A 24,767-nucleotide genomic window follows, 5' to 3' on the forward strand; every position below is an offset into this window, starting at 1 on the left:
AACCAAAGGAATCCCAGACACAACCAACCACCCCACCCGACGGGCGAAGACGATCAGCCATGCCACAGGGACAAAAAATTGGCATTGACTAACAAGCACACTGTTGAGTTCTCAAACAACCGACACACACCGCCTCCGACCTCGTTCCCGAGGCCCTTACGCGGGGCGCTTCCTTCGTTCTGAATCCTACCAGACCCGGCCGTTCGTCCCGGACCGGTGAAAACCGGATTTCCGTTCAGAAATGTACCTGATCCAGACACCCTCACTCGTTCACCGGCGCAGCACTGTGCTCCGAGAATCTGGTGGGAGTTTCACCCGGGGGACCAGCCACTTCGCATCTGCTCCGAGGAGCTGTGCCGTGGTGTCTGTTCCTCCCTGCCGGGCGACCTCGAGAACATTACGGGGTCCCGGGGCGGGAGGTCAACTCGCGCCGTGGTGACCCGGACCACTCTCCTCCGGGGCACCAGGCCCGGCGAGCACCGCCCCTCACGCAGGACGTTGCCGTGGGCCCGCTGCGTCCGTCCCCGCAGGATCGGCCGCGGCCGTCGCCCGCGCCGCGAGGCGGGTCATCGCCGTGCGCAGCTCGTCCGGCCCGACCACGGTGAAGGGGGCGTCGAAGATCCCGAACCAGGCGGCGAGCCCGCCCCACGACCAGGAGCCCGCCGTCAGCCGGCACCGCCCCTCGCCCACGGCCTCCACGAGTGCGCCCGTTCCGGCCCATGCCGCCACGACGGCGGCGTCCAGCTCGAGCTCGACCGTCCCCCGCACGGGCGTCACGGGCTGCGTGAACCTCTCGGCGATGAACGTCGCCACGTCCGGGGCCGGCAGCGCCCGCCGCTCGAAGCGCGCTCCGGCGCCCTCGCGCGGCGCCATCCGGTCGATCCGGAAGGTTCGCCAGTCGTCCCGGTCGAGGTCCCACGCGACGAGGTACCACCGCCCGCCCCACGTGACGACGTGGTGCGGCTCCACCCGGCGCGGCGCACGGAACCCCTCCCCCTCCTCCTGGCCCGGCGCGCGGAGCACCTCGCCCGTCCCGCCGTCGTAGTCGAACCGCAGCACGCGGCGTTCGACGGCCGCCGAGCCGACGGCCACGAGAACGTCGGCGCTGACCGCGGGCAGGGCCCGCTCCCTCCGGCCGGGCACCGCCGTCACCTCCAACGCGTCGATGCGCGTGCGCAGGCGCGCGGGCATGACCTGACGGATCGTCGCGAGCGCGCGTGCTGCGGCGTCCTCGACGCCGGGGAGCGTCCCGGTACGCAGTGCGATCGCGACGGCGACCGCCTGCTCGTCGTCGAACAGGAGGGGCGGCACGTCCGCCCCGGCATCGAGCCGGTACCCGCCGTCGGGCCCCTTCGTCGCGCCGACCGGGTAGCCGAGCTCGCGCAGCCGGTCGACGTCGCGCCGCACGGTGCGCGGGCTCACCTCGAGCCGCTCGGCGAGCGCGGACCCGGGCCAGTCCCGGCGCGCCTGGAGCAGCGAGAGCAGTCGGAGCAGTCGTCCAGAGGTCTCGAGCATGACCCCAGGGTGCCAGGAGTAGAGGACCGAACCTGGCCTCTACTTCTGGCACCGTCGGTCTCGACGCACGAAGCACACCCAGGAGGAGCCACCGTGATCCGCACCAGAGCACTGACCAAGGACTTCGCCGTCGGGCGCGACGCGAGCGCCACGGTGCACGCCGTCCGCGGCATCGACCTCGACGTCGCACCCGGCGAGCTCGTCGCCGTCCTCGGCCCCAACGGCGCCGGCAAGACGACCACGCTCCGCATGCTCACCACGCTCATCCGTCCCACGTCGGGCACCGCGACCGTCGCGGGCCACGACGTCGTCGCCGAGCCCGACGCAGTCCGCCACCGCATCGGCTACGTCGGGCAGGGCAACGGCGCCGGTCACGCCCAGCGTGCCGTCGACGAGCTCGCGAGCCAGGGCCGCATCCACGGCCTCGACCGACGCACCGCTCGACGCCGCGCCGACGAGCTCCTCGACTCGCTCGAGCTCGGGTCCTACGGCGCGCGCAAGGTCTCCGACCTCTCCGGCGGGCAGCGTCGCCGGCTCGACGTCGCCATGGGCCTCGTGCACGCGCCGTCGCTGCTGTTCCTCGACGAGCCGTCGACCGGCCTCGACCCGCACAACCGCGCGAACCTGTGGGAGCACGTGCTGCGTATGCGCGACGACGCCCTCGCGTCGACGGGCGAGCCCATGACGATCGTCCTCACCACGCACTACCTCGACGAGGCCGACACCATGGCCGAGCGCGTCGTCGTCGTCGACCACGGTCAGGTCATCGCCGACGACACCGCCGAGAACCTCAAGGCCGACCTCGCCGGGGACCGCGTCGTCGTGACGCTCGCGCCCACGCAGGGCCCGCTGCACGACGACGCGGCGCGCCTCCTCGCGCTCGCCCGCCGCGTCGAGGGCTTCCGCGAGGCGACCCGCACGCCCGACGGCACCCCCGCCGTCGGGCACGACGCCGCACCCTCGCTCGAGGTGCGGGCCGAACGCGGCGACGCGTACCTCCCCCGGCTGCTGCGCGCCGCCGACGCGGACGGCATCGCCGTCGAGACCGCGCTGGTGCACCGCCCCACGCTCGACGACGTCTTCCTCGCCCTGACGGGCCGCAGCCTGCGCGAGGCCGGCGCCGCGACCCCGACCGACACCCCCGCCGAGGGCACCCGCCCCACCGAGAGGACCGCAGCATGAGCACCGTCGACATCGCCCCCACCAGCATCGCCCCGCATCCGGCCCCGGCACGTCCGCGCGCACGTCGCGGGCTCGCCGCGTTCGCGCGCGACACCCGGATCGTGCTCGTCCGCGAGCTGCGGCCCGTGCTGCACGACCCGTTCTCCGTGCTGTTCGGGCTCGTCCAGCCGATCGTCTTCCTCGCGCTGTTCGGCCCCCTGCTCGTCGGGTCGCTCGGCGGCACGACGACCGGGCAGGAGGTCCTGGGCGGCAACGTCTGGCAGTGGTTCGTCCCGTCCATCCTCGTGATGACCACGCTCTTCGGGACCACCACGACCGGCGCGAACCTGCTCGTCGAGCTCCAGACCGGCGCGCACGAGCGCATGCTCGTCGCCCCGCTCTCGCGCGCCTCGCTGCTCGTGGGCCGCGCGCTCAAGGAGATGGTCCCGATCGTCGCGCAGTCGGTCGTCGTCGTGCTCGTCATGCTCCCGTTCGGGTTCGAGCTCCACCCCGCCGGGGCCGTCGTCGGGCTCGCGCTCCTCGCCGTCTTCGGCGTCGGGATCGGGTCCCTCAGCTACGCGCTCGCGCTCGCGGTGCGCAAGCAGGACTGGATGTTCTGGGTCGTGCAGCAGACGCTGATCTTCCCGCTCATGATCCTGTCCGGCATGCTCCTGCCGCTCGAGACCGGGCCGCGGTGGATGCAGGTGGCGTCCGACGTCAACCCGCTCCAGTACGTCGTCGACGCCGAGCGCGCGCTGTTCGCCGGCGACCTCACGGCCTCGGCCGTCGCGTGGGGCTGGGTCGCCGCCGTCGTGACGGCCGCCGTCGGGCTCGCGGTCGGGATCCGCACCATGGTGCGCTCGACCGACTGAGCGCGGCCTCCTCGCGTCGGGCCCGGGCCGGCTCCACGGCCCGGGCCGCCGTCCTGCCCGGGCTCGTCAGCCCGAACGGTGGGTCAGGCGTGGTGCTGGCGGAAGGCGTCGGTGAGGGTGGGGCCGTCGTCGCCGCCGAGGCGCCAGACGCTCCAGCCGTCGGCGGTGTGGGTGCCCGACACGGCGACGGCGGCGAGGTCGGGGTGGCGGTAGCGCGCGCCGTCGGAGAGCTCGATGAAGCCGTCGGGCTGGAGGACCGCCTCGAAGCGCTGGCCGCGCCGCGGCCGGGACCACACGAGCTCGCGGGGCGTGCCGAACGCGCGGGCGAGCGCGACGAGGTCGGGGTCGTCGTCGGGGCCGAGCGGCACGTCCGCGGGGGGCGGGGGCGGCACGGGGACGACGTCCCGGCTCGCGGACGCGCGCGGGGGTGCCGGGTCGAGGTCGACCGGCGGGTGGTACGACAGCGGGTCGTACGGCTGCTCGCGCGACGGGCTCCGCTGCTCGCCGTACTCGTGGGTGAGGTACGACTCGCGCGTCCGGATGGACTCGCGGGTCCGGATGGACTCGCGCGTGAGGATCGAGGTGCGCGGGGTGGGCGTCTCGTCGCCGGCCTCGACGGGCCGGCGGTCGGCCCAGCCGGTGGACGCGGGCTCGGGCACGGTCCGCGCGGTGAGCGGGTCGTCGAGGGGCACGAAGTCCAGGACCGGGGGCTCGGCGTGCGACGGCACCGAGGGCGCGGCGACCGGGGCCAGCGGGCCGGTCTCGTCGGCCGCGGTGGGTGCGATCCCGGGGAGGGCGCGCGGCTCGAGCTCGGCGGCACGACGGCGCTCGGCCCGGGACTGCGCGGCCTGCCGCGTCACCACGGGAAACTTGCCGGTCAGGGCTCGGCCCACGGCGACGCCGTCCGCGAAGTCGGATCCGGGGGCCACGGCGCGGCCCCGGCGGGGCTCGGGTGCCGCGGGTGGCGCGGGGTTGTCGCGCGTCATCGCGAGCGGGGACACGTCGACGAAGCGGCGGCCGTCGGCGCCCTGCACGACGCCGAGGCGCAGGACCGCGACCGGGGAGCCGGGCTGGCGGAGGAAGTCGAGCGCGTCCTGGATGCCCGGTGCGGCGCTCGAGCAGATGACGATGAGCCGGGCACCGGTCGCGCGGGCGGTCGCCTGCGAGCGCGTGAGGGGGACGTTGTCGTAGAACGCCGCGACGTCCTGCTGGAACCGCGACGCGCCGCCGGTGTAGCGGGCGGCGAGCTCGGCGCGCGTGAGACGCCCGGCCCGGCCGGCGTGGTTGAGCGCCGCGGTGAGGGCCTCCTCCGTGAGCTCCGCGGTGACCTCGATGACGACCGGGAGCCCTGCGGCGTCGAGCGCGAGCAGGTGGGGCTCGTCGTCGGACGTGCCCTGCGCGACGGGGAAGATCTGCTCGCCCAGCAGCCCCTCGATGTTGCCGTCCACGACACGCTGCGCGTCCGTCCCGAAGGCACCTGCCGGCTGGGGCGGCTGGACCAGTACGGGACGCTCGGCGTCCACCTCGAAGAGGGGCATCGGGGGATCTCCTGCTGCAGCGGGACGCGACCTGGGCGGGGGCGTTTGCGCCATAGCCTACGTCGCCGGTCAAGTCCCTCGAACCGGTCGAACCGCCCCCGCGCGACCGTGCAGGTCAGGCGTGCCCGGTCTCCTCGGACTCCACGGCGAGGCGCTCCTCGACCCGTTCGACCTTCCCCGTGAGCTCCCCGGTACGGCCGGGGCGGATGTCCGCCTTGATGACGAGCGAGACGCGGTGCCCGCCCGCGCCCACGGCCTCCGTGGCGCGCTGGATCACGGGCATGACGGCGTCCCAGTCGCCCTCGATCTCGGTGAACATCGCGGTGGTGCGGTTGGGCAGGCCCGACTCGCGGACGATGCGGACGGCCTCGGCGACGGAGTCCGCGACGGACTCGCCGGCACCGAGCGGGGCGACGGAGAAGGCGAAGACGGCCATGCGCCCATCGTGGCACGGGTCCGGCGCACGAACCGCCGGGACCCCGACGCCCCGACGTAGGCTCGTCGTCGTGACAGCAGAACACCGCACCGACCGCGTGACCGTGCTCGCGGGCGGGGTCGGCGGGGCACGCCTCGCGCACGGTCTGGACCTCGCCGGGGCCGAGCTCACGGTCGTCGTCAACGTGGCGGACGACGTCGAGCTGCACGGGCTGTGGATCTCGCCCGACCTCGACACCGTGACGTACACGCTCGCCGGGCTCGCGGACGAGGAGCGCGGCTGGGGCGTCGTCGGCGAGACGTACGCGGCGCTGGAGGCGATGGGCCGGCTCGGCGAGGACACGTGGTTCACGCTCGGGGACCGCGACCTCGCGACGCACGTGGTCCGGACGGCCGGGCTGCGCGCGGGGTCGACCCTGACCGAGGTGACCGCGCGGCTCACGACGGCGCTCGGCGTCCGGGCGCGCGTCCTGCCCGTGAGCGACGACCGCGTCGCGACGCTCGTCGACACGCCCGCGGGCCGGCTCGGGTTCCAGGAGTACTTCGTGGGGCGCCGGCACGCGGACGACGTCCTGGGCCTCGTCTACGACGGGATCGACGCCGCGCGCCCCGCGCCCGGCGTGCTCGACGCGGTGACCGACGCCGACGTGGTCGTGGTCGCGCCGTCGAACCCGTTCCTGTCGGTCGAGCCGGTGCTCGCGGTCCCGGGTGTGCGGGAGGCGCTGGCCGGGACGTCCGCGCGCCGCGTCGCGGTGAGCCCGATCGTCGGCGGCCGCGCGATCAAGGGGCCCGCGGCGCAGATCCTCACGACGCTCGGGCACGAGGTCTCCGCGCTCGGCGTCGCGCGCCTGTACGCCGGGCTCGTCGACGTCATGGTGATCGACGACCACGACGCCCACCTCGCGGACGCCGTGCGGGGCCTCGGGATGGACGTCGTGGTCACGGACACCGTCATGGGCGGCGCCGCGGGCCGCGAGCGCCTCGCGCGCACGCTCCTCGCGTCGGCGGGTGCCGCGCGTGGGTGACCTCGTGGTGCCCGACGGCGCTGCTCGTCCCGGTGGGCCCGCCCGTCCGGGGCGCGTGGTCGCCGTCGTGCCGCTGCGCGACGGGTCGTCGGGGAAGTCGCGGCTCGCGCACGTCCTCGACCCTGCGGCGCGCAGCCGGCTGATCGCCGTGCTCGCGCGGCACGTCGTGGGGACGCTGCTCGCGAGCGACGGCGTCGAGCGCGTGGTCGTGGTGACGTCGGACCCGCGGTTCACGTGGCGGGCGCTGCGCGACGTCGTGGTGGACGAGTCCGCCGGCGCTGCGGACGCGGCCGCGTCGGACGGTCTCCTGCTGACCGACGACGCCGACCGGCTGCGCATCGTGCTGCAGCCCGCGGACCGGCCGGGGCTGGACGCGGCGGTCGACCTCGGCCGGGAGATCGCGGCGCGTGACGAGTCCCCGGAGGGTCCGGTGCGGCTCCTCGTCGCGCACGCCGACCTCCCCGCGCTCACGCCCGCCGACGTGGCGGCGCTGCTCGCCGAGGACGCGCCCGTCGTCGTCGCGACGGACCGCGGGGGCACGGGCACGAACCTCCTCGTCCTCGACCCCCCGGCTTCCGCGCCGACGACCACGGGGTCGCTGTCGGAAACCGGCTCAGAACGACGGGAACCTCGTGCTCGGCGAGGCAGCGGTCCCGTCGGCGACGGGTTTCGGTTTCGGTTCGGGGCGGGCAGCCGTGCGGCCCACGTCGCGGAGGCCGCGCGGCTCGGGCTGCGGGCCGTCGTCGTGCAGCGGCCCGGGACCGCGGTCGACCTCGACACCGTCGAGGACTGGGACGAGCTGCCCGCGGACGCGCGCGCCGTCGTCGGGCTGCACGTCCCGGCGCTGCGCGACCGCGACGCCTGACGTCGCCGCGCCACGGCTCCGCGCCCACGGGCCGGGCCGTGCGCCGGCTCCAGGATCCGGCTACGAGAGCCAGACGCCGGGTTCCTCGACGGGTGCGACGAGACCGACGCGCACGTCGGCGAGCAGCCGCTGCCACGCGCCCTCGTCGAGCGGCCCGGCGCAGTCGAGCGCGAGCACGACGGACTGGGTCGACGCGCCGCCGTCGAACGTCGGCACGCTCACGACGCGCGCCGCACCGCGGACCCGGACCTCGCCGCGCGGCGTGCCCACGGCCCAGTCCTGGGCGACCGCGTTCACGCCCTGCACCGCCACGCCGTCGGACGTGAGCGGGAGCAGGACCTCACGCGTCGCACCCGGGTCGCCCCGGTCCGCGACGACGGTCTCGGTGAGCAGGGCGTCGGACGCCTCCCGGGCGCCTGCTCCCGGCGCCTCAGGGTCGCTCGCGCCGCGCCACGACAGCACGCACGCGCCGCTCGACCCGACGACCTGCCACCCGGCGCGCGCGACGAGCGGCGGTGCGGACGCGGCCCCGCCCAGGATCGTGACCTCGGGGGCCGGCGCGTCCGCGGGGTCGGGCAGCAGGTCGGACGGGCCGCCGGTCGTCGCGTCCGGATCCCCCGGTGCGGTCTCGGTCGTCGGCGCCGGGGACGTGGGGTCGCCGGCGTCCGGACCGGGCGCGTCCGCGGTGCCCGACGTCGTCGGGCCGCCGGTCGGGCCGGGCGACGGTCCGCCGGTGCAGGCGGTCGTCCCAAGGACGGCGAGCACGGCCGACGTCGCGAGCACCGCCGCGCGGGCGGGCGGGCGCCTCACGATCGGCCTCCCCAGCGGCCGCGGTGCACGACGTCGTCGAGCGGCTTGCGCTCGCGACGTCGCGGCGAGCCCGTGGTCGCCCGGTCGGCGGGGTGCCCGACGGCGACGACCCCGGTCGGGGCGTACGCGTCGGGGATGTCGAAGGCCGCGCGCAGCCGCCCGACCTCGCCCGGCGCGACGCCGAAGAAGCACGCGCCGAGCCCCTCGTCGACGGCGGTCTGGAGCATGAGCAGCGCCGCCATCCCGGCGTCGACGTGCCAGTAGGGGACGGCCCAGCGGTTCTCGTCGCGGTCCGCCCAGCCCTTGTCGTCCTCGGCGTACCGGTCGAGGTAGACGTCCTTCGACGTGAGGACCACGACGAGCACGGGCGCGGTGCGCATCCCGGCGAGCCACGCGCTCATGCTCCGCTCGGGCCGCTCGGGTGAGGTCGCGGCCCAGAAGCGCGCGACGTCGTCGGGCTCGGTGAGCACGAGGAACGACCACCCCTGCGCGAACCCCGCGCTCGGCGCGCGGACGGCGTTGCGCACGAGGCGGTCGACGGCGTCCGGCGCGACGGGCTCGTCGGTGAACCGGCGCACCATGCGTCGGCGTCGCACGACGTCCTGGAACTCCACGTGGCCCCCTCGGCACGGTCCGGGAACAGGTCCCCGCACCCTACCCGGCGACGCCCCGCGACGTCCGCAGCCCGGCCGCGCGCTCGCGTCACACGTCGTGGGGGAAGGCGGCCTCGCGCGCGACGGTCGAGCCGAACGCGGTCGGCGCGTCCGCGAGCGCGCGCAGGCGGACGTCCCGGAGGTCGCGCCAGTCGTCCGCCCGGACGCGCGCGACGGTGGTGGTGAGCACCCGCCCACGGTGGCAGCCCGGCCCGACGCCGTGGCGCCGGGCCGGGCGAGCACGCGGGCTCAGGCGGCGTCGAGCCGCGCGCGCAGCTCCGGGTCGAGCTCGAGGTCGGCCGCGCCGAGGAGCTCGTCGAGCTGCTCGATCGTGCTGGGCCCGACGAGCGGGATCACCGGGTGCTCGCCCCCGAGGAGCCACGCGAGCGCGACCTGGTTGGGCGTCGCGCCGAGCTCGCCCGCGACCTCGTGCAGGAGGCGGATGCGCTCGCGCGTGGTCGGGTGGTCGAACCCGTCCCACAGCGGCTTGTCCCGGCGCACGTACGCGCCCTGGAGGATCGGCGAGTAGGCGGTGACGGCGAGCGGCGGGCGCCCGTCGACCCCCGTGGACGCCGCGTAGTCGAGCAGCTCGTACGAGGCCCAGTTGTGCCGGCCGACCTCCGGCGTCGGGTAGGCGTACGTGTAGTTCTGCTGGACGAGCCCGTAGGGCGCGACGCCCTGGCGCAGCGCCTCCTCCCGCGCCTCGACGACGCGCCACAGCGCGACGTTCGAGATGCCGGTGATGCCCACGACGCCCTCGGCCTGGAGCTTGCCGAACGCGCCGACGGTCTCGGCGAGCGGCGTCTCGTGGTCGTCGACGTGCCCGTACAGCACGTCCAGGTGGTCGACGCCGAGGTGCCGCAGGCTCTCGTGCGCCTCGTAGCCGACGACGTCGGCGCCGAGGCCCTGGAAGTTCGTCGGCGGCGTGTTCGACAGCGGGAGGGACCTGTCCTTCTGCGCCGCGCCGAGCTTCGTCGCGATGCGGACCTGGTCGCGCACGCCGCGGCTCGCGAGCCAGCGGCCGAGGAGGTCCTCGCTGTCGCGGCCGTGCCCCCCGGCCCAGAGGCTGTAGTTGTTCGCCGTGTCGAGGAACGTGCCGCCCGCCTCGACGAAGCGGTCGAGGATCGCGAACGACGTGTCCTCGTCGACGAGCGTGCCCATGTTCATCGTGCCGAGGCACAGGGTCGACACGTCGAAGGAGGTGCGCCCGTCGCCGATGGTGCGGTACCGCATGGTGGTCTCCCGAGGTTCGTGGTGGACCCGCGTGGTCCGTGGTGGACCCGTGGTCCTGATGACGTGCTCCACGCTACGGAGCGATCGGCGCGGGTGTACGGTCCGATTCCATGGGTGTCGACCAGACCAATCCTGCTCCACCGCCGGGCACGACGGCGGCGCTCGCCTGGGAGGCGCTGCTCGACCTGGGGACAGGGCCGGGGTCGCGCGTCGAGCGGCTCGAGCGCGCGGTCCGCGACGCCGTGCACACCGGCCGTGTCCCCGTCGGGGCGGCGCTGCCGCCGAGCCGCCAGCTCGCCGAGTCGCTCGGGGTGTCGCGGTGGGTCGTCACGGAGGCGTACGGCCAGCTCGTCGCCGAGGGCTTCCTCGAGGCGCGCACCGGCTCCGCGACCCGCGTCTCCGCCGCAGCCGGCGCCCGATCGACGAGCCCGAGGGGAACGAGTGCGCTGGGCGAGCGGCCCACGAGCCCGGCGGGAACGACGGCGCGCGCGGGTCGTGGCGGGCCTGGCGGGAGCCGCGAGGAACGAGCGGCGGATGGTAGACCCGCGCGCGCCGTCGTGGACGCCGGTCGGACCGACACCGGCAGGACCCACGCCGCGCGCGCCCGGTTCGACCTCGCGCCCGGCGTACCCGACCTGCGCCACGTCCCGCGCGACGCGTGGCTGCGGGCGGCGCGCGACGCGCTCGGTTCCTCGACCGGTACCGCGTCGAACGACGACCTCGGCCAGCCCGCCCCTGCCGGGCACCCGCACGCGCGCGCCGTCGTCGCCGGCCACCTGCGCCGGGCGCGCGTCGTCTCCGGGCCGGACGACGCCGTCGTGCTCACGCGCGGCGCGACCGACGGGATGGCGCGCGTCGCCGCCGCGCTCGTCGAGGCGGGCCACACGCACGTCCTGGTGGAGGACCCGAGCTGGTCGGTCCTGCGCGACGTCGCGACGCGGGCCGGCCTCACCCCCGTCCCGGTCCCCGTGGACGACGCGGGCGCGGACGTCGACGCGCTCGTCGCGGCGTCGCGACGGACCGGGGCGCGCGCGGCGCTGCTCACGCCCGCGCACCAGTTCCCCACCGGCGCCGCGCTGGCGCCCGAGCGGCGCGAGGCGGTGCTCACGTGGGCCCGCACCGCCGACGCCCTCGTGATCGAGGACGACTACGACGCCGAGTTCCGCTACGACCGCCGACCCGTCGCCGCGCTCCAGCAGCTCGACCCCGACCGGGTCGTGCTGCTCGGCTCGGTGAGCAAGACGATGAGCCCCGCGTTCGGCGTCGGGTGGATGGTCGTGCCCGCCCGCTGGCGCGAGTCCGTCGCGCGCGCGGCCGCCCCGCACGGCCCGACGGCGGCCCCGTCCACCGTCGACCAGCTCACGTTCGCGCGCCTCGTCGCGTCCGGCGGCTACGACCGGCACCTGCGCGCCGCGCGCGGGCGCTACCGCCGCCGTCGTGACGCCGTGCTCGACGCCCTCGCCCGGGAGCTGCCCGGCGCCGCGGTGAGCGGCATCGCGGCGGGGATGCACGCGCTGCTCTCCCTGCCGGGCTCGCCGGACGACCCCGCGCCCGACGCCGCTCACGTCGTGCGCGAGGCCGCGCGGCGCGAGGTGACCGTCGTCGACCTGCGCCGCTACCAGGTGCGCCCCGCCGAGCGGTCGACGACCCTCGTGCTCGGGTACGGCAACCTCGCCGACGCCCGCGTCGACGAAGCCGTCTCCCGGCTCGCCGACGCGGTGCGTGCCGCTACTCGTCGTGGGACAGCAGGCTGAACTCGGCGAGCAGCTCGCCGATCTCGGTGGCGTCGACCTTCTTCTGGAGCCGGTCGCGCAGGATCCGCGGTCCGGGGAGGTCGAGCTCCTCGCCGTCGCGCAGGGCGCTCACCGCGGCGAGCAGCTTGCGGACGTCGTACGTGCTGTTGAACACCTCGGGCACGCCGCGCTCCAGGTCGAGCAGCTGGTAGGCCGCCTCCATGCCGGTGCGCACGGAGTACTCGGTGGTGAAGATCGTGTCCCGCGTCGTCTCGGCGAACTGGCCGATGAACGCGAAGTTCCGTGCGCCGTCGGGCACGACCTGGGGCCGGTCGCCCGCGTGACGGGGCATGAAGAACGCCGTGACGTACGGCATCATCACGGGCACGCAGCTCGCGGCCTCGGCGGCGAGGGTCGGGATGTCGGCCTCGGGGACGCCGAGGTGGTACAGCCACTCCTGCGTGATCTCCTCGCCCGTGCAGTCCTGGAGCGGCTTCTTCACGTAGTCGCCCGGCGTCTCGACGAACAGCCCGTAGACCCACACGACGATCTCGTCCGGCGACTGCGCCTTGAAGTGCGGCTGCCGGTTGACGGTCCAGCTCATGAGCCAGGCCGAGTCGCGCGCGGTGACGATGCCGCCCGTGACGACCTTCCCGCTGAACGGGTCGCGTCGGCAGATGCGCTCGATGTACTCGGGGATGCGCCGGTCGAGGGTCGTGACCGTGGCGGACTGCCACTTGGTGCGCGGGATGTCGGTGCTGAACACGTCGGGCCGGCCGAACGACGGGTCCTTGGCCGCGATGCGCCGCCACAGGTCCCACGCGGGCGCGGGCCCCGTGTCGAGGCGCGCGGGCGTGTGCTGGTCGCCGTTGTCGGAGTTCTCCGTGAGCGAGCCGATGGTCGCGATGACGAGGTCGTCCTCCCCGAGGTCGATCGTCTGCTCGACGGCCGCCCCGCCGGACTCGTGGGCGGCCCCGTGATCGAGCAGGTGCAGCCGCGTGGCGACCTTGCGGTCCGGGGCGAGCTCGAAGTCGACGTCGGTGACCTCGACGTGGAACCGGAAGGTGACACCCTGGTCCATGAGCCAGCGCGTGAGCGGCAGCACCATCGACTCGTACTGGTTGTACTTGGTGAACTTGAGCGCCGAGAGGTCGGGCAGGCCGCCGACGTGGTGGATGAACCGGTGCAGGTACAGCTTGAACTCGAGCGCGCTGTGCCATTCCTGGAACGCGAACATCGTGCGCCAGTAGAGCCAGAACTGGCTGTCGAGGAAGTGCTTCGACATGACGTCCTCGATCGACTTCCCCTCCATGTCCTCGCGGCGCGCGAGGAAGATCTTCGTGATCTCCTTCTGCGCCTTCTCGTCGAGGCGGAACAGGTTGTCGAAGTGCGCGTCCTTGCCGCGGTCCTCCGTGACGCGCTGGAGCGAAAAGTTCGGGTCGTCCTTGTTGAGCCAGTAGAACTCGTCGAGGACCGACACTCCCTCGGTCTCGATCGACGGCACGGAGCGGAACAGGTCCCACAGACACTCCATGTGGTCCTCGAGCTCGCGCCCGCCGCGGATCACGAACCCGCGCCGCGGCTCCTTGATGCCGTCGAGCGCACCACCGGGGAGCCTGAGCCGCTCGTAGACGGTGATCTTCTCCCCCGGGACCTGGCCGTCGCGGACGAGGAAGCCCGCCGCGGAGAGCGACGCGAGGCCCGCTCCCACCAGGTGCACGGACCCGAGCCGGTCCGTCCGCTCCGGCTTGCGCGGCCGCGCGAACGCCTCGTAGTTGCCGCTCGAGTAGTACATGCCACTCCCTCTCACCGCTGACGACAGGAAAGAAGCGCCGCCCGCGGTGGCGCTCCCCTGCCATGCTCACGCCGGTCCCCACGGACCGCACCTCGGTGCACGAACGTGCAGCGCAGGGCAAGACCGGGCCGGGTCGGCACACGAGCAGGGCATGGAGAAGACCTCGCGCCGCCGTGCTCGGCCGTCCTGGACGACGGCGGTGCTCGCCCTGGGCGCGCTCGTCGTCGCGCCGCTCGTGACCGCGTGCGCGCCCGCGAGCGCCGAGGGGCCCGTCGCCGGGCTCCCGGAGGCCCGGGACCGGTGGGCTGCGGCGGGGTACGACGACTACGCGTTCACGCTGACGTCGTCGTGCGGCGAGCGGAACCTCGTCGGGGACTTCGACGTCGAGGTCGCGGCCGGCGAGGTGGTCGCGGTCGCCGCGAGCCTCGCGCACCTGGAGATGACCCCCGAGTCCTACGTCGAGAGCGGCGGCCGCACGATCGACGGGTTCCTCGACCTCGTCGACGAGCGCCACGAGGACGTCACCGACGTCGCGTTCGACGACGAGCTGGGCTACCCGACGTCGCTCACGCTCGACCCGATGCCGCGCGCGATCGACGACGAGGAGTGCTACGCGATCACGGACGTGCACCCCGCGCGCGGCTGACGGCCGCCCACGCGGGCGGCCGAGCGCCGTCGGGCGACCTGGCCGCGCAGCGCGACGCTCAGAGCCGCTCGGCGAGCAGCTCGACGAGGGCCTTGCCCTGGACGCCGGCGAGGTCGTCGGCCTGGGTGCGGCACGAGAAACCGTCCGCGAGGTACACGTCGCCGGGGGCGGCGTCGCGCAGCGCGGGGAGCAGCGCGTTCTCCGCGACGGCGACCGACGTCTCGTAGTGGCCTTTCTGCATGCCGAAGTTGCCCGCGAGGCCGCAGCACCCGGCGAGGACCTTGATCGTCGCGCCCGCGTCGCGCAGCAGGCGCTCGTCGGCGGCGAAGCCCATCACCGAGTGCTGGTGGCAGTGCGGCTGCACGACGGCCGTCACGTCCGACAGGTCGGGCACGCGCCACCCGGACTCGCGCCCGGGCGCGGTGTCCACGGACGTGAGGAGCTCGGCGAGCGTGCGCGTCGCGGCGGAGACCGCCCGGGCGCGCGGGTCGTCGGGGAACAGGTCGACGAGGTCGGAGCGCAGCACGGCCGTGCACGACGGCTCGAGCCCCAGGATCGGGATGCCGTTCACGGCGTACGGGCCGAGCACGGACAGCAGGTTCTCCAGGCGCTTGCGTGCGCCGTCGAGCTGGCCCGTGCTGATCCACGTGAGGCCGCAGCACGCCTGCTCGTCGGGGACGACGACGTCGTAGCCGGCCGCGGTGAGCACCTTCACGGCCGCCTGCGGCACCCCGGGCGACATGTTGTCGCTGAACGAGTCGGTCCACAGCACGACCTGGGGGCGCTCGTCGCGCAGGGGGTGGCCGGGCCGCTCGCCGATGCGCAGGCCGGGGACGCCCTGGGTCGCGCCGCCGCGCTTCCACCACGTGCGGAACGGCACCTCGGCGAACTCCGTCATCGAGCGACGCGTGTCCATGCCGCCCGCCCACAGGACCGCCTTCGCGAGCGGCCGGAACCCGAGCAGCTTGTTCGCCAGGCGCGGCATGCCCGTGGCGAGGCGCGCCCAGATCGGCAGCCAGCCGAGCGAGTAGTGGTCGACGGGGCGCAGCTTGCCGCGATACGTGCGGTACAGCACCTCGGACTTGTACTGCGCCATGTCGACGCCGGCGGGGCAGTCGCTCGAGCACGCCTTGCAGGACAGGCACAGGTCGAGCGACTCGCGCACCTCGGGTGCCGCGAGGCCGCCGACGAGCGTGCCGTTGACCGCCTCCTGGAGCACGCGGGCGCGGGCGCGCGTGACGTCCTTCTCGTCCTTCGTCGCCTGGTACGACGGGCACATGAACCCGCCCGCGGCGCTGGTGTCGGCGCGGCACTTGCCCACGCCGACGCAGCGGTGCACGGCCTGCGTCATGTCGCCGTGGTCGTGCGCGAACGAGAAGCCCTGGTAACCGGCGCGGCGCGAGATCTTCGTGACCTTCGCGGGCGCGGCCGTGCTCGTGCCGGGTGTGCCCGGCGCGCCGACCGTCGACAGCAGCGGGTGCGTGTGCGGGCGGCGCAGGTCGTCGTCGATCGCGCTCGGGCGCACGACGACGCCCGGGTTCATGACGTCCTGCGGGTCGAACAGGGCCTTGAACCGCTCCATGAGGGCGATCGCCTCGGGGCTGTACATGACCGGCAGCAGCTCCGAGCGCGCGCGGCCGTCGCCGTGCTCGCCCGAGAGCGAGCCGCCGTACTTCGCGACGAGCTCCGCCGCCTCGAGCATGAACGTGCGCAGCACCGACCCCGACGCCTCGAGCGGGATGTCGATGCGCAGGTGCACGCAGCCGTCGCCGAAGTGCCCGTACGGCAGGCCGTCGACGCCGTAGCGCGCCATGAGCGCGTCGAGGTCGCGCAGGTAGTCGCCCAGCTTCTCCGGCGGGACGGCGGAGTCCTCCCAGCCCGGCCACGCCTGCTCGCCCGCGGGCGTGCGCCCGGCGAGCCCCGCGCCGTCGGCCCGGATCTGCCACATCTTGGTCGCCTCGGGGCCTGCGGGCAGGATCATCGTGGCCTCGCTGCCCGACGCCGCGACGATCGCCTCCGCGTTCGCCATCGCCTCCTCGGGCGTCGCGCCGCCGACCTCGACCATGAGCCAGCCGGCGCCCGGCGGCAGCGGCGGGACGGACGCGTCGCCCTTGGCGCGGCGCACGACGTCGACGAGCCGCGCGTCGAGGCCCTCGACCGCGAGCGGGTCGAGACCGAGGAAGGTCGGGACGTCGTCGGCCGCGGACGGCATGTCCGGGTAGCCCAGCACGACGAGCGTCGGCTTGGACGGCACCGGCACCAGGCGCACCGTGGCCTCGAGGATCGTCACGAGCGTGCCCTCGGTGCCGACGAGCGCCTTCGCGAGGTCCGACCCGTTCTCCGGCAGCAGGTGCTCGAGCGAGTAGCCCGACACCTGGCGCCCGAACCGCCCGAACTCCGTGCGGATCAGCGCGAGGTTCTCGCGGACGAGCTCCGCCAGGCCGGGGACCGCCGCGAACGTCGGGTCGCCCTTGCCGGCGGTGAAGCGGCGGCCCCGGCCGTCGACGACGTCGAGCGCGACGACGTTGTCGACCGTGCGCCCGTAAGCGACGGCGTGCGGCCCGCACGCGTTGTTGCCGATCATGCCGCCGAGCGTCGCGCGGTTCTGCGTCGACGGGTCCGGGCCGAACCGCAGCCCGTGCGGCGCGGCCTCCTTCTGGAGAGCCGACATGACCACGCCCGGCTCGATGCGCGCCGTGCGCGCCTCCGGGTCCACGTCGAGCACGCGGTTCACGTGCCGCGTGAAGTCCAGGACCACGCCCGGGCCGATCGAGTTCCCCGCGACCGACGTGCCCGCGCCGCGCGCCGTGACCGGCACCTCGAGCTCGCGCAGCACGTCGAGCGCCGCGACGACGTCGTCCGCGTCCTGCGGGTACACCACGGCCTCGGGCACGACGCGGTAGTTCGACGCGTCCGTCGAGTACTCGGCCCGGCGGCGCGTGGAGGAGTCGACCCCGCCGCGCACGACCGTCCGCAGCGCCTCGGCGAGCGCCGTGCGGGCCGCGTCGGCCGCCCGTTCGGCCTCGCGGAGAGCGGCCGCCCGTTCGGCCTCGCGGAGAGCGGCCGCGCGCTCCGCCTCCGGCGACGACGTCGCGCGGGAGCCGGACCGCCGCGAGCCGTTCCCGGGGTGCTGCGGGGCGGGGGTCGGGTTGGCGTCGATCTCAGCGGACACGTCGCGATTGTCGCACCCTCGCGCCCGAACCCCCGGAACCGTCCGCCCCCTGGCAGCCGCCCTGCCGAGGTAGAGCCCTGGTCGGTCGAGGTAGAGGCGTGGTCAGCCGACCTCGGGCCCTGGCCCGCCGAGGTAGAGGCGTGGTCCGCCGACCTCGGGCCCTGGCCCGCCGAGGTAGAGGCGTGGTCCGCCGACGTAGAGGCGTGGTATGCCGAGGCAGGGGTCCGGTCCGCCGACAGAGATGCCTGGTCGGGCGAGACGGCGCGTGGTCACCCGTCACGTCCGGGCTACCGGCCGGCATGGGCACCTGAAGCCCGACGGCGGCCGGTCGCCCGCCACGGCGGGTCGCCGCCCGAGGTGTGCGAACGACGCCGCGGGCAGTTCGCCCAGGTGAGCGAAGACCACGGCGAGAAGACGCCGGGCGGGGTGGGTGGTGGTGCCGCGTCGTGGCGGGCCTGGCGGGAGCGACGCGAGGAACGAGCGGCGCGGATGGTAGACGCGGCACCACCACCCACCCCGCCACCCAAGGTGACCAGACCGCCGTCGGGCACGAAACCAGGCCTCTACCTGGGCTGACCACGCCTCTACCTCGGCCGACCACGCTTCTACCTCGGCCTACCAGGGCTCTACCTGGGCGGACCACTCCTCTACCTCGGCGGGCGGACGACCTCAGGAGGGGCGGGCCACGCCCGTCTCGTAGGCGAGGACGACGGCCTGGACGCGGTCGCGGAGCCCGAGCTTGCCGAGGACGCGGCCGACGTGGGTCTTGACGGTCGCCTCGGACAGGACGAAGCGCTCGGCGATCTCGGCGTTCGTCAGACCCTCGCCGAGCGCCTCGAAGACCTCGAGCTCGCGCGCCGTGAGCTCGGCGAGGCGGGGGTCGTGCAGGCCGGTCTGGCTCGGCGCGGGAGCGACCGTCCCGTCCTGGGGGAGCTGCCCGGAGAACATCTCGAGCATGCGGCGCGTGATGCGCGGGGACACCGCGGCGTCGCCGCTCGCGACGGCGCGGATCGCCCCGACGAGCTCGCCCGGCTTGGCGTCCTTGAGCAGGAACCCGCTCGCGCCGGCGCGCAGGGCGGCGAACGCGTACTCGTCGAGGTCGAACGTCGTGAGGATGATGACCCGCGACTCCGGCTGGGCCGCGACGATGCGCTCGGTCGCCTCGATGCCGTTGGTGCCGGGCATGCGGACGTCCATGAGCACGACGTCGGGGCGCAGGGCGGCGGCCTGCGCGATCCCGGTCTCGCCGTCGCCGGCCTCGCCGACGACCTCGATGTCGTCCTCGGCGGCGAGGATCATGCGGAAGCCCATGCGCAGCAGCGCCTGGTCGTCGACGAGCAGCACCCGGGTCGGTGCGCCGCTGTCCGTCATGTGCGTTCCCGTCCGTCGTCGCGTGCGCCGGTCTCCCGGCCGGGGTCGAGGTCGAGGCGCAGGCTCGCCCGCACCTCCCAGCCGGTCCCGCTCGGCCCCGCCGACACCGTACCGCCGTACACGGCCGCCCTCTCCCGCATCCCGATGACGCCGCGGCCCGTCCCGACCGGGACGCCGGGCGGGTGCTGCTCCGCGACGGACGGCGGGAGGCCGCGCTCGTCGACGCTCGCGCCCTCGCCGGGCCGGCGCCCCGCCTGGTTGACGACCCGCAGCTCGAGCCAGTCCGCGCCGGGCTCGGCGCGGCGGGAGACCTCGACGAGGACCATGGGGGACAGCGGCGCGTAGCGCAGCACGTTCGTCAGGGACTCCTGGACGATGCGGTGCGCGGTCTGGCGCAGCGCCGGCCCGGGCGTCGGCTGCGGGCCGGAGCGCACGAGCCGGACGGGCAGACCGGCGGTCCGGAAGCGCTCGACGATCTCCTCGAGCTCGGGCGTCTCGTGCGCCGGGGCGAGGGGCACGGTCTGCTCGCCGCCGGGCTCGCGCAGGACGCCGAGCACGCGCCGCATGTCGGCGAGCGCGGCGCGCCCGGTCGCGGTGAGCTCGTCGAGGGCGTGCCCCGCGAGCTCGGGGTTCTTGGGGCCCGACGCCTTGGCGCCGTCCGCGAGGGCGACCATCACCGTGAGGGAGTGCGCGACGACGTCGTGCATCTCGCGCGCGATGCGCGTGCGCTCGGCGGCCGCGGCGAGCTGGGCCTGCTGGTCGCGGTCGCGCGCGATGGAGTTGGCGCGCTCGACGAGGTCGGACACGTGCTGCCGACGGGCGCGCACGTTGGTGCCGATCGCGAGGGCGACCAGGCAGAGGATGGTCGTGACGAGGATGCCGACGACGCGGTCAACGGTCGCGCGGCCGGGCTCGACGCTCTGGCGCAGGATCTCCCCGTCGGCGGTCGTGACGATGTCGTACCAGAGGAGCGTCGCGCCGGACAGGGCGAGGACGACGATGGCGAGGACCGGCCACGCGATGCGCGACGGCCGCGAGGCGGCGACGGCGTAGACCGCGAACATGGCCGCGACCTCGAAGCCGGCGGTGTCGCCGGTGACCGCGATGGCGAGGACGCCGAGGACGGTGAGGCCGAGCGCGACGGTGACGGGTCGGCGGCGGCGCCAGTACAGGAGCGCCCCGCCGAGGAGGAAGAAGACGAGCGACAGCGGGGTCGAGCCGCGGGGCTGCTCCGCGAAGAGCGCGTAGAGCACGCCCGGCACGACGAACACCGCGACGATGACCCAGTCCATGACGACCGGGCGGCGGGCGAAGTAGCGGCGCACCGGGCCGAGGCGCCGCGCGTCGAGCTCGGTGAAGGGCTCTGGCGCGGGCCGCATCGGCAGGGGCGCCGTCCCCGGCGCGCTCGCCGAGACGGCGTCCGGGCGCGCCACGGCCGACGCCGGACGAGCGGGCTGCTCGTCCGGCGTCGGCGGGGTGGTAGGCCGGGAGGTCACGCGTCCCGGCGCTTGAGCACGACCGCCGCGGCGACGGTGAGCGCCGCGGTCCAGCCGGCGAGGACCGCGAAGCCGGGCCACGGGCCGATCGCGTCGGGGGACGACATCCCGCCGCCGAGCACGACCTGCTCGCCCGCGGACGCGGGCAGCGAGTTCATGAGGGTCTGGACCCAGTCGGCCCCCGTGACGCCCATGACGATGTTGAGCACCATCGAGAGGACGAAGAACACGGCGACGAGCGTGAAGATCGCGCCCGCGGAGCTGCGGAGCAGGACGCCGACCGCGACGGAGAACAGCGCGACGGCGGTGAGGTACAGCACGACGCCGATCAGGGCGCGCTGGTCGTCGGCGGACGAGAAGTCGACCGTCATGTCCTTGCCCGACAGGATCGGGTAGGTGACGAGGTAGGACAGCCCCACGGCCACGACGGTCGAGACGGCCGTGACGATGCCCACGACGATCATCTTCGCCGCGAGCGCGGGCGTGCGGCGCGGGACGGCGGAGAGCGTGGAGCGGATCATGCCCGTGGAGTACTCGCCGGTGACGGTGAGCGCGCCGAGCACCGCGACGGCGAGCTGGGCGAACGAGTAGCCGACCGTGATCACCATGACGCCGACGCCGTCGGTCGAGCCCATCCCCGCCTCCTCGGGCGAGACGCCCGCGGAGCCCATCGAGGTCATGACGGCCGCGAACATGAGGGAGAAACCCACCATGACCGCGACGGTGATGCCGAGCGTCCACCACGTGGAGCGCAGCGAGCGGAACTTGATCCACTCCGAGCGCAGCACGTGGCCGAAGGTGAGGCGGTACGGGGACGTGCGGGACGCCGTCGGGCTGGTGGCGCCCGGGGCGAGGGTCGTGGCGCTCATCGCTGCGCTCCTTCGAGGGAGTCGGTGGGGGCCGGTGCGTCCGCGGGCGCACCCGCCGCGCCGTGGCCGATGTGGATCTGCGCGGACTCGGTCTGGTACTCGACGGAGTCGGCCGTGAGGGCCATGTAGGCGTCCTCGAGCGTCGACGTGACGGGCGTGAGCTCGTGCAGGACGAAGCCCTTCGCGGCGGCGAGCTCGCCGATCCCGGGCGCGTCCGCGCCGGTGACCACGAGCAGGCTCGGCTCGTCGCTCGTGACGGTCGCGCCGTCGCTCGTGAGGATCTCGGCGAGCTGCGTGGCGTGCGGCGTGCGGACGCGGACCGTGCGCTGCTGGGTGCCGTTGACGATGTCGCTCACCGGGGCGTCCGCGATGATGCGGCCCTTGCCGATGACGATGATGTGGTCCGCCGTGAGGGCGACCTCGCTCATGAGGTGGCTCGACAGGAAGACCGTGCGGCCCTCCGACGCGAGGTACCGGGCGAGGTTGCGCACCCACAGGACGCCCTCGGGGTCGAGGCCGTTGACCGGCTCGTCGAGGATGAGCGTCTTGGGGTCGCCGAGCAGCGCGGACGCGATGCCCAGGCGCTGGCCCATGCCGAGCGAGAAGCCGCCGACGCGCTTCTTCGCGACCGACTGCAGGCCGGTCATGTCGATGACCTCGTCCACGCGCTTGGTGGGGATGCCGTGCGTCGCGGCCATCGCGAGGAGGTGGTTGTAGGCGGTGCGCCCGGTGTGGACGGCCTTGGCGTCGAGCAGCGCGCCCACCTCGGTGAGGGGGGAGCGGTGCTGCGCGTACGGGCGCCCGTTGACGGTGACGTGCCCCGCGGTCGGGCGGTCCAGACCCATGATCATGCGCATGGTCGTGGACTTGCCGGCGCCGTTGGGGCCGAGGAAGCCGGTGACGGTCCCGGGACGCACGGTGAACGAGATGCCGTCCACCGCGGTCTTGGGCCCGTACCGCTTGGTCAGGCCGCGTGCTTCGATCATGACTTCGCCCCTCCGAGGGTCGTTCGTCCGGGATGGTTCTGGTGCTCGCGGGCGGGGGTCGCACCGGGTCCGACCGGGGGCCTCACCGCGAGGTACGTCACGAGCCTAGGGACGTGGACGACGTCGGACAGCCCCCGTGCGACGTATCTTGCCCGGGGCGTGGGCCGGGCGACGTACGCCGCGCGGCGTACGTCACGCCGCGCGGGATGGTCCGCTGGTCGGGACTTCGCGCTCGCAGGGGCGAAAACCGGTGAGAAACCGGCGGGAACAGTGGCCACGGCTCGCACGTTCCCTAGGATGAACACAGGCCAGCGACACCCGACTCGAGGCGAGACGCCGATGACGAGGCCCGCTGAGAGGTAGTGGACGCCGCGACCAGGAGGAGCTCATGAGCAACCCCGTCTTCAACAACAGCGCGGTCTTCGGGGATCCGAAGAACCAGCGCGGTGGGGCGGCCACGCAGGCCGGACCCGCCTACGGGAGCCCGCCCCCGCAGGGCCAGGGCCCCGCCTACGGCACGCCGCCGCAGCAGGGTGCGCAGTGGGGCGCGTACGGCGCCCAGACCGCCGACGCCGCGTCGCTCGACGCGATGTACAACGCGCCGTCGGCGACGACCGCGGACACCAAGCGCCTGACCTACGACGACGTCATCATGAAGACGGGCGGTCTGCTCGCCCTCCTCGTCGTGGTCGGTGCGGGCTCGTGGATGGTCACGCCGCAGATGCCGGCGCTGTGGATCGTCGGTGCGGTCGTCGGCCTCGTGCTCGGCCTGGTGAACTCGTTCAAGCGGAACCCGAGCCCCGCGCTCATCGTGCTGTACACGGTCGCGCAGGGCCTGTTCCTCGGCGGCATCAGCCGCTTCTACGAGACGGCGTGGAACGGCGTCGTGCCGTCGGCCGTCGTGGCCACGGTCGCGACGTTCGCCGCCGCCCTGTTCCTGTTCAAGTCCGGCCGCGTGCGCGTCACGCCGAAGTTCATGCGCTGGCTGCTCATCGCGATGGTCGGCTACCTGGTCTTCTCGCTGGTGAACGTCGTCCTCATCATGACGGGCGTCCTGGGCGGCTGGGGCCTGTACAGCGGCTGGGGCATCATCGCCAGCCTCCTCGGGGTCGGCCTGGCCGCCGCGTCGCTCATCGTCGACTTCGACTCGATCAAGCGCGGTGTCGAGGGCGGCGTGCCCGCCAAGTTCGCGTGGTCGGCGGCGTTCGGCCTGCTCGTCACGCTGATCTGGCTCTACCTCGAGTTCCTGCGCCTCTTCGCGATCCTGCAGAGCAGCGACTGACGGTGGCGCGCAGCACCCGTGAACCGGCACCCGCGGCGGACCTCCCGCCGCGGGTGCCGGTCTTTCTCGCCGGCCTCGTCGTCGCCGCGGCGGCGATGCTCGGCGTCCAGGTCCTCTACATGGTCGTCTCCGGCGCCCCGCCCGCGTGGCTCGCGTTCGCGGCGCTCCTCATCCTGCTCAGCGTCCCGACCGCGGGCGCCGCGGTGGCCTGGCTCGGCACCCGGATCACGCGCGACGCGTCCGAGCGCCGGGCCGCGCTGGTGTTCGCCGCGCTCGGCCTCGTCGCGGGCGCGCTGTGGGGGTCGCTGCTCGCCGGCGGCCTCGCGCGGCAGCTCGCCGACGCCGGCGCGAGCGGCGGGGGAGCGCTGGTCGCGGGCGCGGCCGCCGTCGTCGGTGTCACGGCCGCGATCGGGGCCGGGCTGGGTCGCCTCACCGCGCGCGAGGCGTCCGACCGGCCGCTCCTCGTCGTCGTGCTCGGCGTCGTCGTGGTCCTCGTCGCCCTCCTGGGCTTCTTCGGCTGAGCGCCCGTCGTCGTGGGCAGGGAATGGGCCCGGTTCTCGACCGAGAACCGGGCCCATTCCCTGCTCACACGCGCAGGCTGCGTCAGGCGGGGAGGCGGCCCGTCGTCGAGGCGAAGCCGAGCCAGGTGTGGCGGTTGCCCGCCCAGCACCAGCCGACCTTCGGGGCGCCGCGCCGCTCGCGACCGTCGCGGCCCGTGCCGTTCGAGATCCACAGCGCCGGGGTGCGGGCGTCGAGGCGGCCGTCGGGCTTGCGCAGGCGCGACCCGATGGTCATGTAGCAGAGGTTGCGCGTGAGGACGCTCGGGGCCTGGAGCGCCCAGTGGATGCCCTCGTGCAGCAGCATGGGCGTGCGCCCGCGGGCCGTGAGCTCGGGCAGCGCCTCGTCCGGCGACCAGTTCGCCAGGTCGTCGCCGCGGTCCGGACCGGCTACGAGGTAGAGCGGGCCGTCGGGGACCTCGACGCCGTCGATCGGCGCGAACCGGTCGACGTCCGTCATGTCGACGACGACGAAGCCCTCCTTCTCGCCGTCGCGCGCCGGGAGCCGCAGCAGGGGTGCGAGGGCCGACGGCGGCGCGAGCCTCCGGTCGACGACGAGCAGCGCCCCGGCGGGTGCGGTGGCAGCGAGACCGGCCGCGGCGGTGCGGAACGCGTCGGGCGTCAGGCCGGCGATCTCATGGACGCCGAGCGCGACGAGGCGCTCGGCCTGGGCGACGACGTCGGGCAGGTCGGGGAGCGTCGTCGCGGGGGCGGTCGGCTGCGGGGCGGCGGTGGTCGTCTCGGGCACAGGTC

22 protein-coding genes are annotated in these 24,767 nt (G+C 74.6%); 8 read left to right on the forward strand and 14 right to left on the reverse strand.

What is annotated here, in order from left to right:
• Nucleotides 1-486 precede the first annotated feature (486 nt).
• Complete coding sequence (locus tag ACTJIY_RS19135) at nt 487-1,515, reverse strand: helix-turn-helix transcriptional regulator (RefSeq protein WP_440675175.1); 1,029 nt, start codon at nt 1,513-1,515, stop codon at nt 487-489.
• A 93-nt stretch (nt 1,516-1,608) separates the two neighbouring features.
• Here ACTJIY_RS19135 and ACTJIY_RS19140 point away from each other — a divergent pair, with 93 nt between their 5' ends.
• Nucleotides 1,609-2,697: an ATP-binding cassette domain-containing protein gene (locus ACTJIY_RS19140; protein ID WP_440675176.1), complete on the forward strand. Its 1,089-nt coding sequence runs from the start codon at nt 1,609-1,611 to the stop codon at nt 2,695-2,697.
• Nucleotides 2,694-3,548, forward strand: a complete 855-nt coding sequence (locus ACTJIY_RS19145) for an ABC transporter permease (protein WP_440675177.1) — start codon at nt 2,694-2,696, stop codon at nt 3,546-3,548. The genes ACTJIY_RS19140 and ACTJIY_RS19145 overlap by 4 nt, the downstream gene beginning before the upstream one ends.
• An 83-nt stretch (nt 3,549-3,631) precedes the next feature.
• Here ACTJIY_RS19145 and ACTJIY_RS19150 read toward each other — a convergent pair whose 3' ends face one another.
• Complete coding sequence (locus ACTJIY_RS19150; protein ID WP_440675178.1) at nt 3,632-5,086, reverse strand: hypothetical protein; 1,455 nt, start codon at nt 5,084-5,086, stop codon at nt 3,632-3,634.
• A 115-nt stretch (nt 5,087-5,201) separates the two neighbouring features.
• Complete coding sequence (locus ACTJIY_RS19155; protein ID WP_253053765.1) at nt 5,202-5,522, reverse strand: MTH1187 family thiamine-binding protein; 321 nt, start codon at nt 5,520-5,522, stop codon at nt 5,202-5,204.
• A gap of 70 nt (nt 5,523-5,592) precedes the next feature.
• Between ACTJIY_RS19155 and cofD the strand changes: the two genes are divergently transcribed.
• A complete protein-coding gene (gene cofD / locus ACTJIY_RS19160; protein ID WP_253053767.1) occupies nt 5,593-6,546 on the forward strand; it encodes a 2-phospho-L-lactate transferase in 954 nt (317 codons plus the stop codon).
• Nucleotides 6,539-7,411 (forward strand): 2-phospho-L-lactate guanylyltransferase, encoded by an 873-nt coding sequence (locus tag ACTJIY_RS19165; protein WP_253053769.1) that lies wholly within the window; start codon nt 6,539-6,541, stop codon nt 7,409-7,411. The genes cofD and ACTJIY_RS19165 overlap by 8 nt, the downstream gene beginning before the upstream one ends.
• A gap of 60 nt (nt 7,412-7,471) precedes the next feature.
• On the opposite strand, the gene ACTJIY_RS19170 is transcribed toward ACTJIY_RS19165, so the two are convergent.
• The 4 genes from ACTJIY_RS19170 to ACTJIY_RS19185 form a co-directional block, all read right to left on the reverse strand.
• A complete protein-coding gene (locus tag ACTJIY_RS19170; protein ID WP_253053771.1) occupies nt 7,472-8,221 on the reverse strand; it encodes a hypothetical protein in 750 nt (249 codons plus the stop codon).
• Nucleotides 8,218-8,835 carry a nitroreductase family protein gene (locus ACTJIY_RS19175; RefSeq protein ID WP_253053780.1) on the reverse strand — a complete coding sequence of 206 codons (618 nt, stop codon included), beginning with the start codon at nt 8,833-8,835 and terminating at the stop codon, nt 8,218-8,220. Before ACTJIY_RS19175 ends, ACTJIY_RS19170 begins: the two co-directional genes overlap by 4 nt.
• Nucleotides 8,836-8,923: 88 nt before the next feature.
• Nucleotides 8,924-9,064, reverse strand: coding sequence for a hypothetical protein (locus ACTJIY_RS19180; RefSeq protein ID WP_253053782.1), 141 nt, complete (start codon nt 9,062-9,064; stop codon nt 8,924-8,926).
• Nucleotides 9,065-9,123: 59 nt separating this feature from the next.
• On the reverse strand, nt 9,124-10,107 hold the full coding sequence (locus ACTJIY_RS19185; RefSeq protein ID WP_253053784.1) for an aldo/keto reductase: 984 nt from the start codon (nt 10,105-10,107) through the stop codon (nt 9,124-9,126).
• Between the two features lie 110 nt (nt 10,108-10,217).
• On the opposite strand from ACTJIY_RS19185, the gene pdxR reads away from it, so the two are divergent.
• On the forward strand, nt 10,218-11,861 hold the full coding sequence (gene pdxR, locus ACTJIY_RS19190; protein WP_440675179.1) for a MocR-like pyridoxine biosynthesis transcription factor PdxR: 1,644 nt from the start codon (nt 10,218-10,220) through the stop codon (nt 11,859-11,861).
• Here pdxR and ACTJIY_RS19195 read toward each other — a convergent pair.
• Nucleotides 11,836-13,635, reverse strand: coding sequence for an oleate hydratase (locus ACTJIY_RS19195; RefSeq protein ID WP_440675180.1), 1,800 nt, complete (start codon nt 13,633-13,635; stop codon nt 11,836-11,838). The genes pdxR and ACTJIY_RS19195 overlap by 26 nt on opposite strands.
• Before the next feature lie 151 nt (nt 13,636-13,786).
• Between ACTJIY_RS19195 and ACTJIY_RS19200 the strand changes: the two genes are divergently transcribed.
• On the forward strand, nt 13,787-14,281 hold the full coding sequence (locus tag ACTJIY_RS19200) for a DUF6174 domain-containing protein (protein WP_439158632.1): 495 nt from the start codon (nt 13,787-13,789) through the stop codon (nt 14,279-14,281).
• Nucleotides 14,282-14,339: 58 nt separating this feature from the next.
• On the opposite strand, the gene ACTJIY_RS19205 is transcribed toward ACTJIY_RS19200, so the two are convergent.
• From ACTJIY_RS19205 to ACTJIY_RS19225, 5 genes are all read right to left on the reverse strand, one after another.
• Nucleotides 14,340-17,246 carry an FAD-binding and (Fe-S)-binding domain-containing protein gene (locus tag ACTJIY_RS19205; protein WP_440675193.1) on the reverse strand — a complete coding sequence of 969 codons (2,907 nt, stop codon included), beginning with the start codon at nt 17,244-17,246 and terminating at the stop codon, nt 14,340-14,342.
• Nucleotides 17,247-18,122: 876 nt separating this feature from the next.
• A complete protein-coding gene (locus tag ACTJIY_RS19210; protein WP_047232044.1) occupies nt 18,123-18,824 on the reverse strand; it encodes a response regulator in 702 nt (233 codons plus the stop codon).
• Complete coding sequence (locus ACTJIY_RS19215; protein WP_253053001.1) at nt 18,821-20,320, reverse strand: ATP-binding protein; 1,500 nt, start codon at nt 20,318-20,320, stop codon at nt 18,821-18,823. The genes ACTJIY_RS19210 and ACTJIY_RS19215 overlap by 4 nt, the downstream gene beginning before the upstream one ends.
• A complete protein-coding gene (locus tag ACTJIY_RS19220) occupies nt 20,317-21,189 on the reverse strand; it encodes an ABC transporter permease subunit (RefSeq protein WP_440675181.1) in 873 nt (290 codons plus the stop codon). Before ACTJIY_RS19220 ends, ACTJIY_RS19215 begins: the two co-directional genes overlap by 4 nt.
• Nucleotides 21,186-22,175: an ABC transporter ATP-binding protein gene (locus tag ACTJIY_RS19225; RefSeq protein WP_253053005.1), complete on the reverse strand. Its 990-nt coding sequence runs from the start codon at nt 22,173-22,175 to the stop codon at nt 21,186-21,188. Before ACTJIY_RS19225 ends, ACTJIY_RS19220 begins: the two co-directional genes overlap by 4 nt.
• Nucleotides 22,176-22,563: 388 nt before the next feature.
• On the opposite strand from ACTJIY_RS19225, the gene ACTJIY_RS19230 reads away from it, so the two are divergent.
• Together ACTJIY_RS19230 and ACTJIY_RS19235 are read left to right on the forward strand one after the other, a co-directional pair.
• On the forward strand, nt 22,564-23,457 hold the full coding sequence (locus ACTJIY_RS19230) for a Bax inhibitor-1/YccA family protein (RefSeq protein WP_253053007.1): 894 nt from the start codon (nt 22,564-22,566) through the stop codon (nt 23,455-23,457).
• A gap of 2 nt (nt 23,458-23,459) precedes the next feature.
• A complete protein-coding gene (locus tag ACTJIY_RS19235) occupies nt 23,460-23,978 on the forward strand; it encodes a hypothetical protein (protein WP_253053009.1) in 519 nt (172 codons plus the stop codon).
• Nucleotides 23,979-24,060: 82 nt separating this feature from the next.
• On the opposite strand, the gene ACTJIY_RS19240 is transcribed toward ACTJIY_RS19235, so the two are convergent.
• A complete protein-coding gene (locus ACTJIY_RS19240) occupies nt 24,061-24,762 on the reverse strand; it encodes a DUF5701 family protein (RefSeq protein WP_253053011.1) in 702 nt (233 codons plus the stop codon).
• Nucleotides 24,763-24,767: the final 5 nt, after the last annotated feature.

The organism is Cellulosimicrobium sp. 22598, from assembly GCF_052044445.1.
Lineage (GTDB): Bacteria > Actinomycetota > Actinomycetes > Actinomycetales > Cellulomonadaceae > Cellulosimicrobium > Cellulosimicrobium cellulans_G.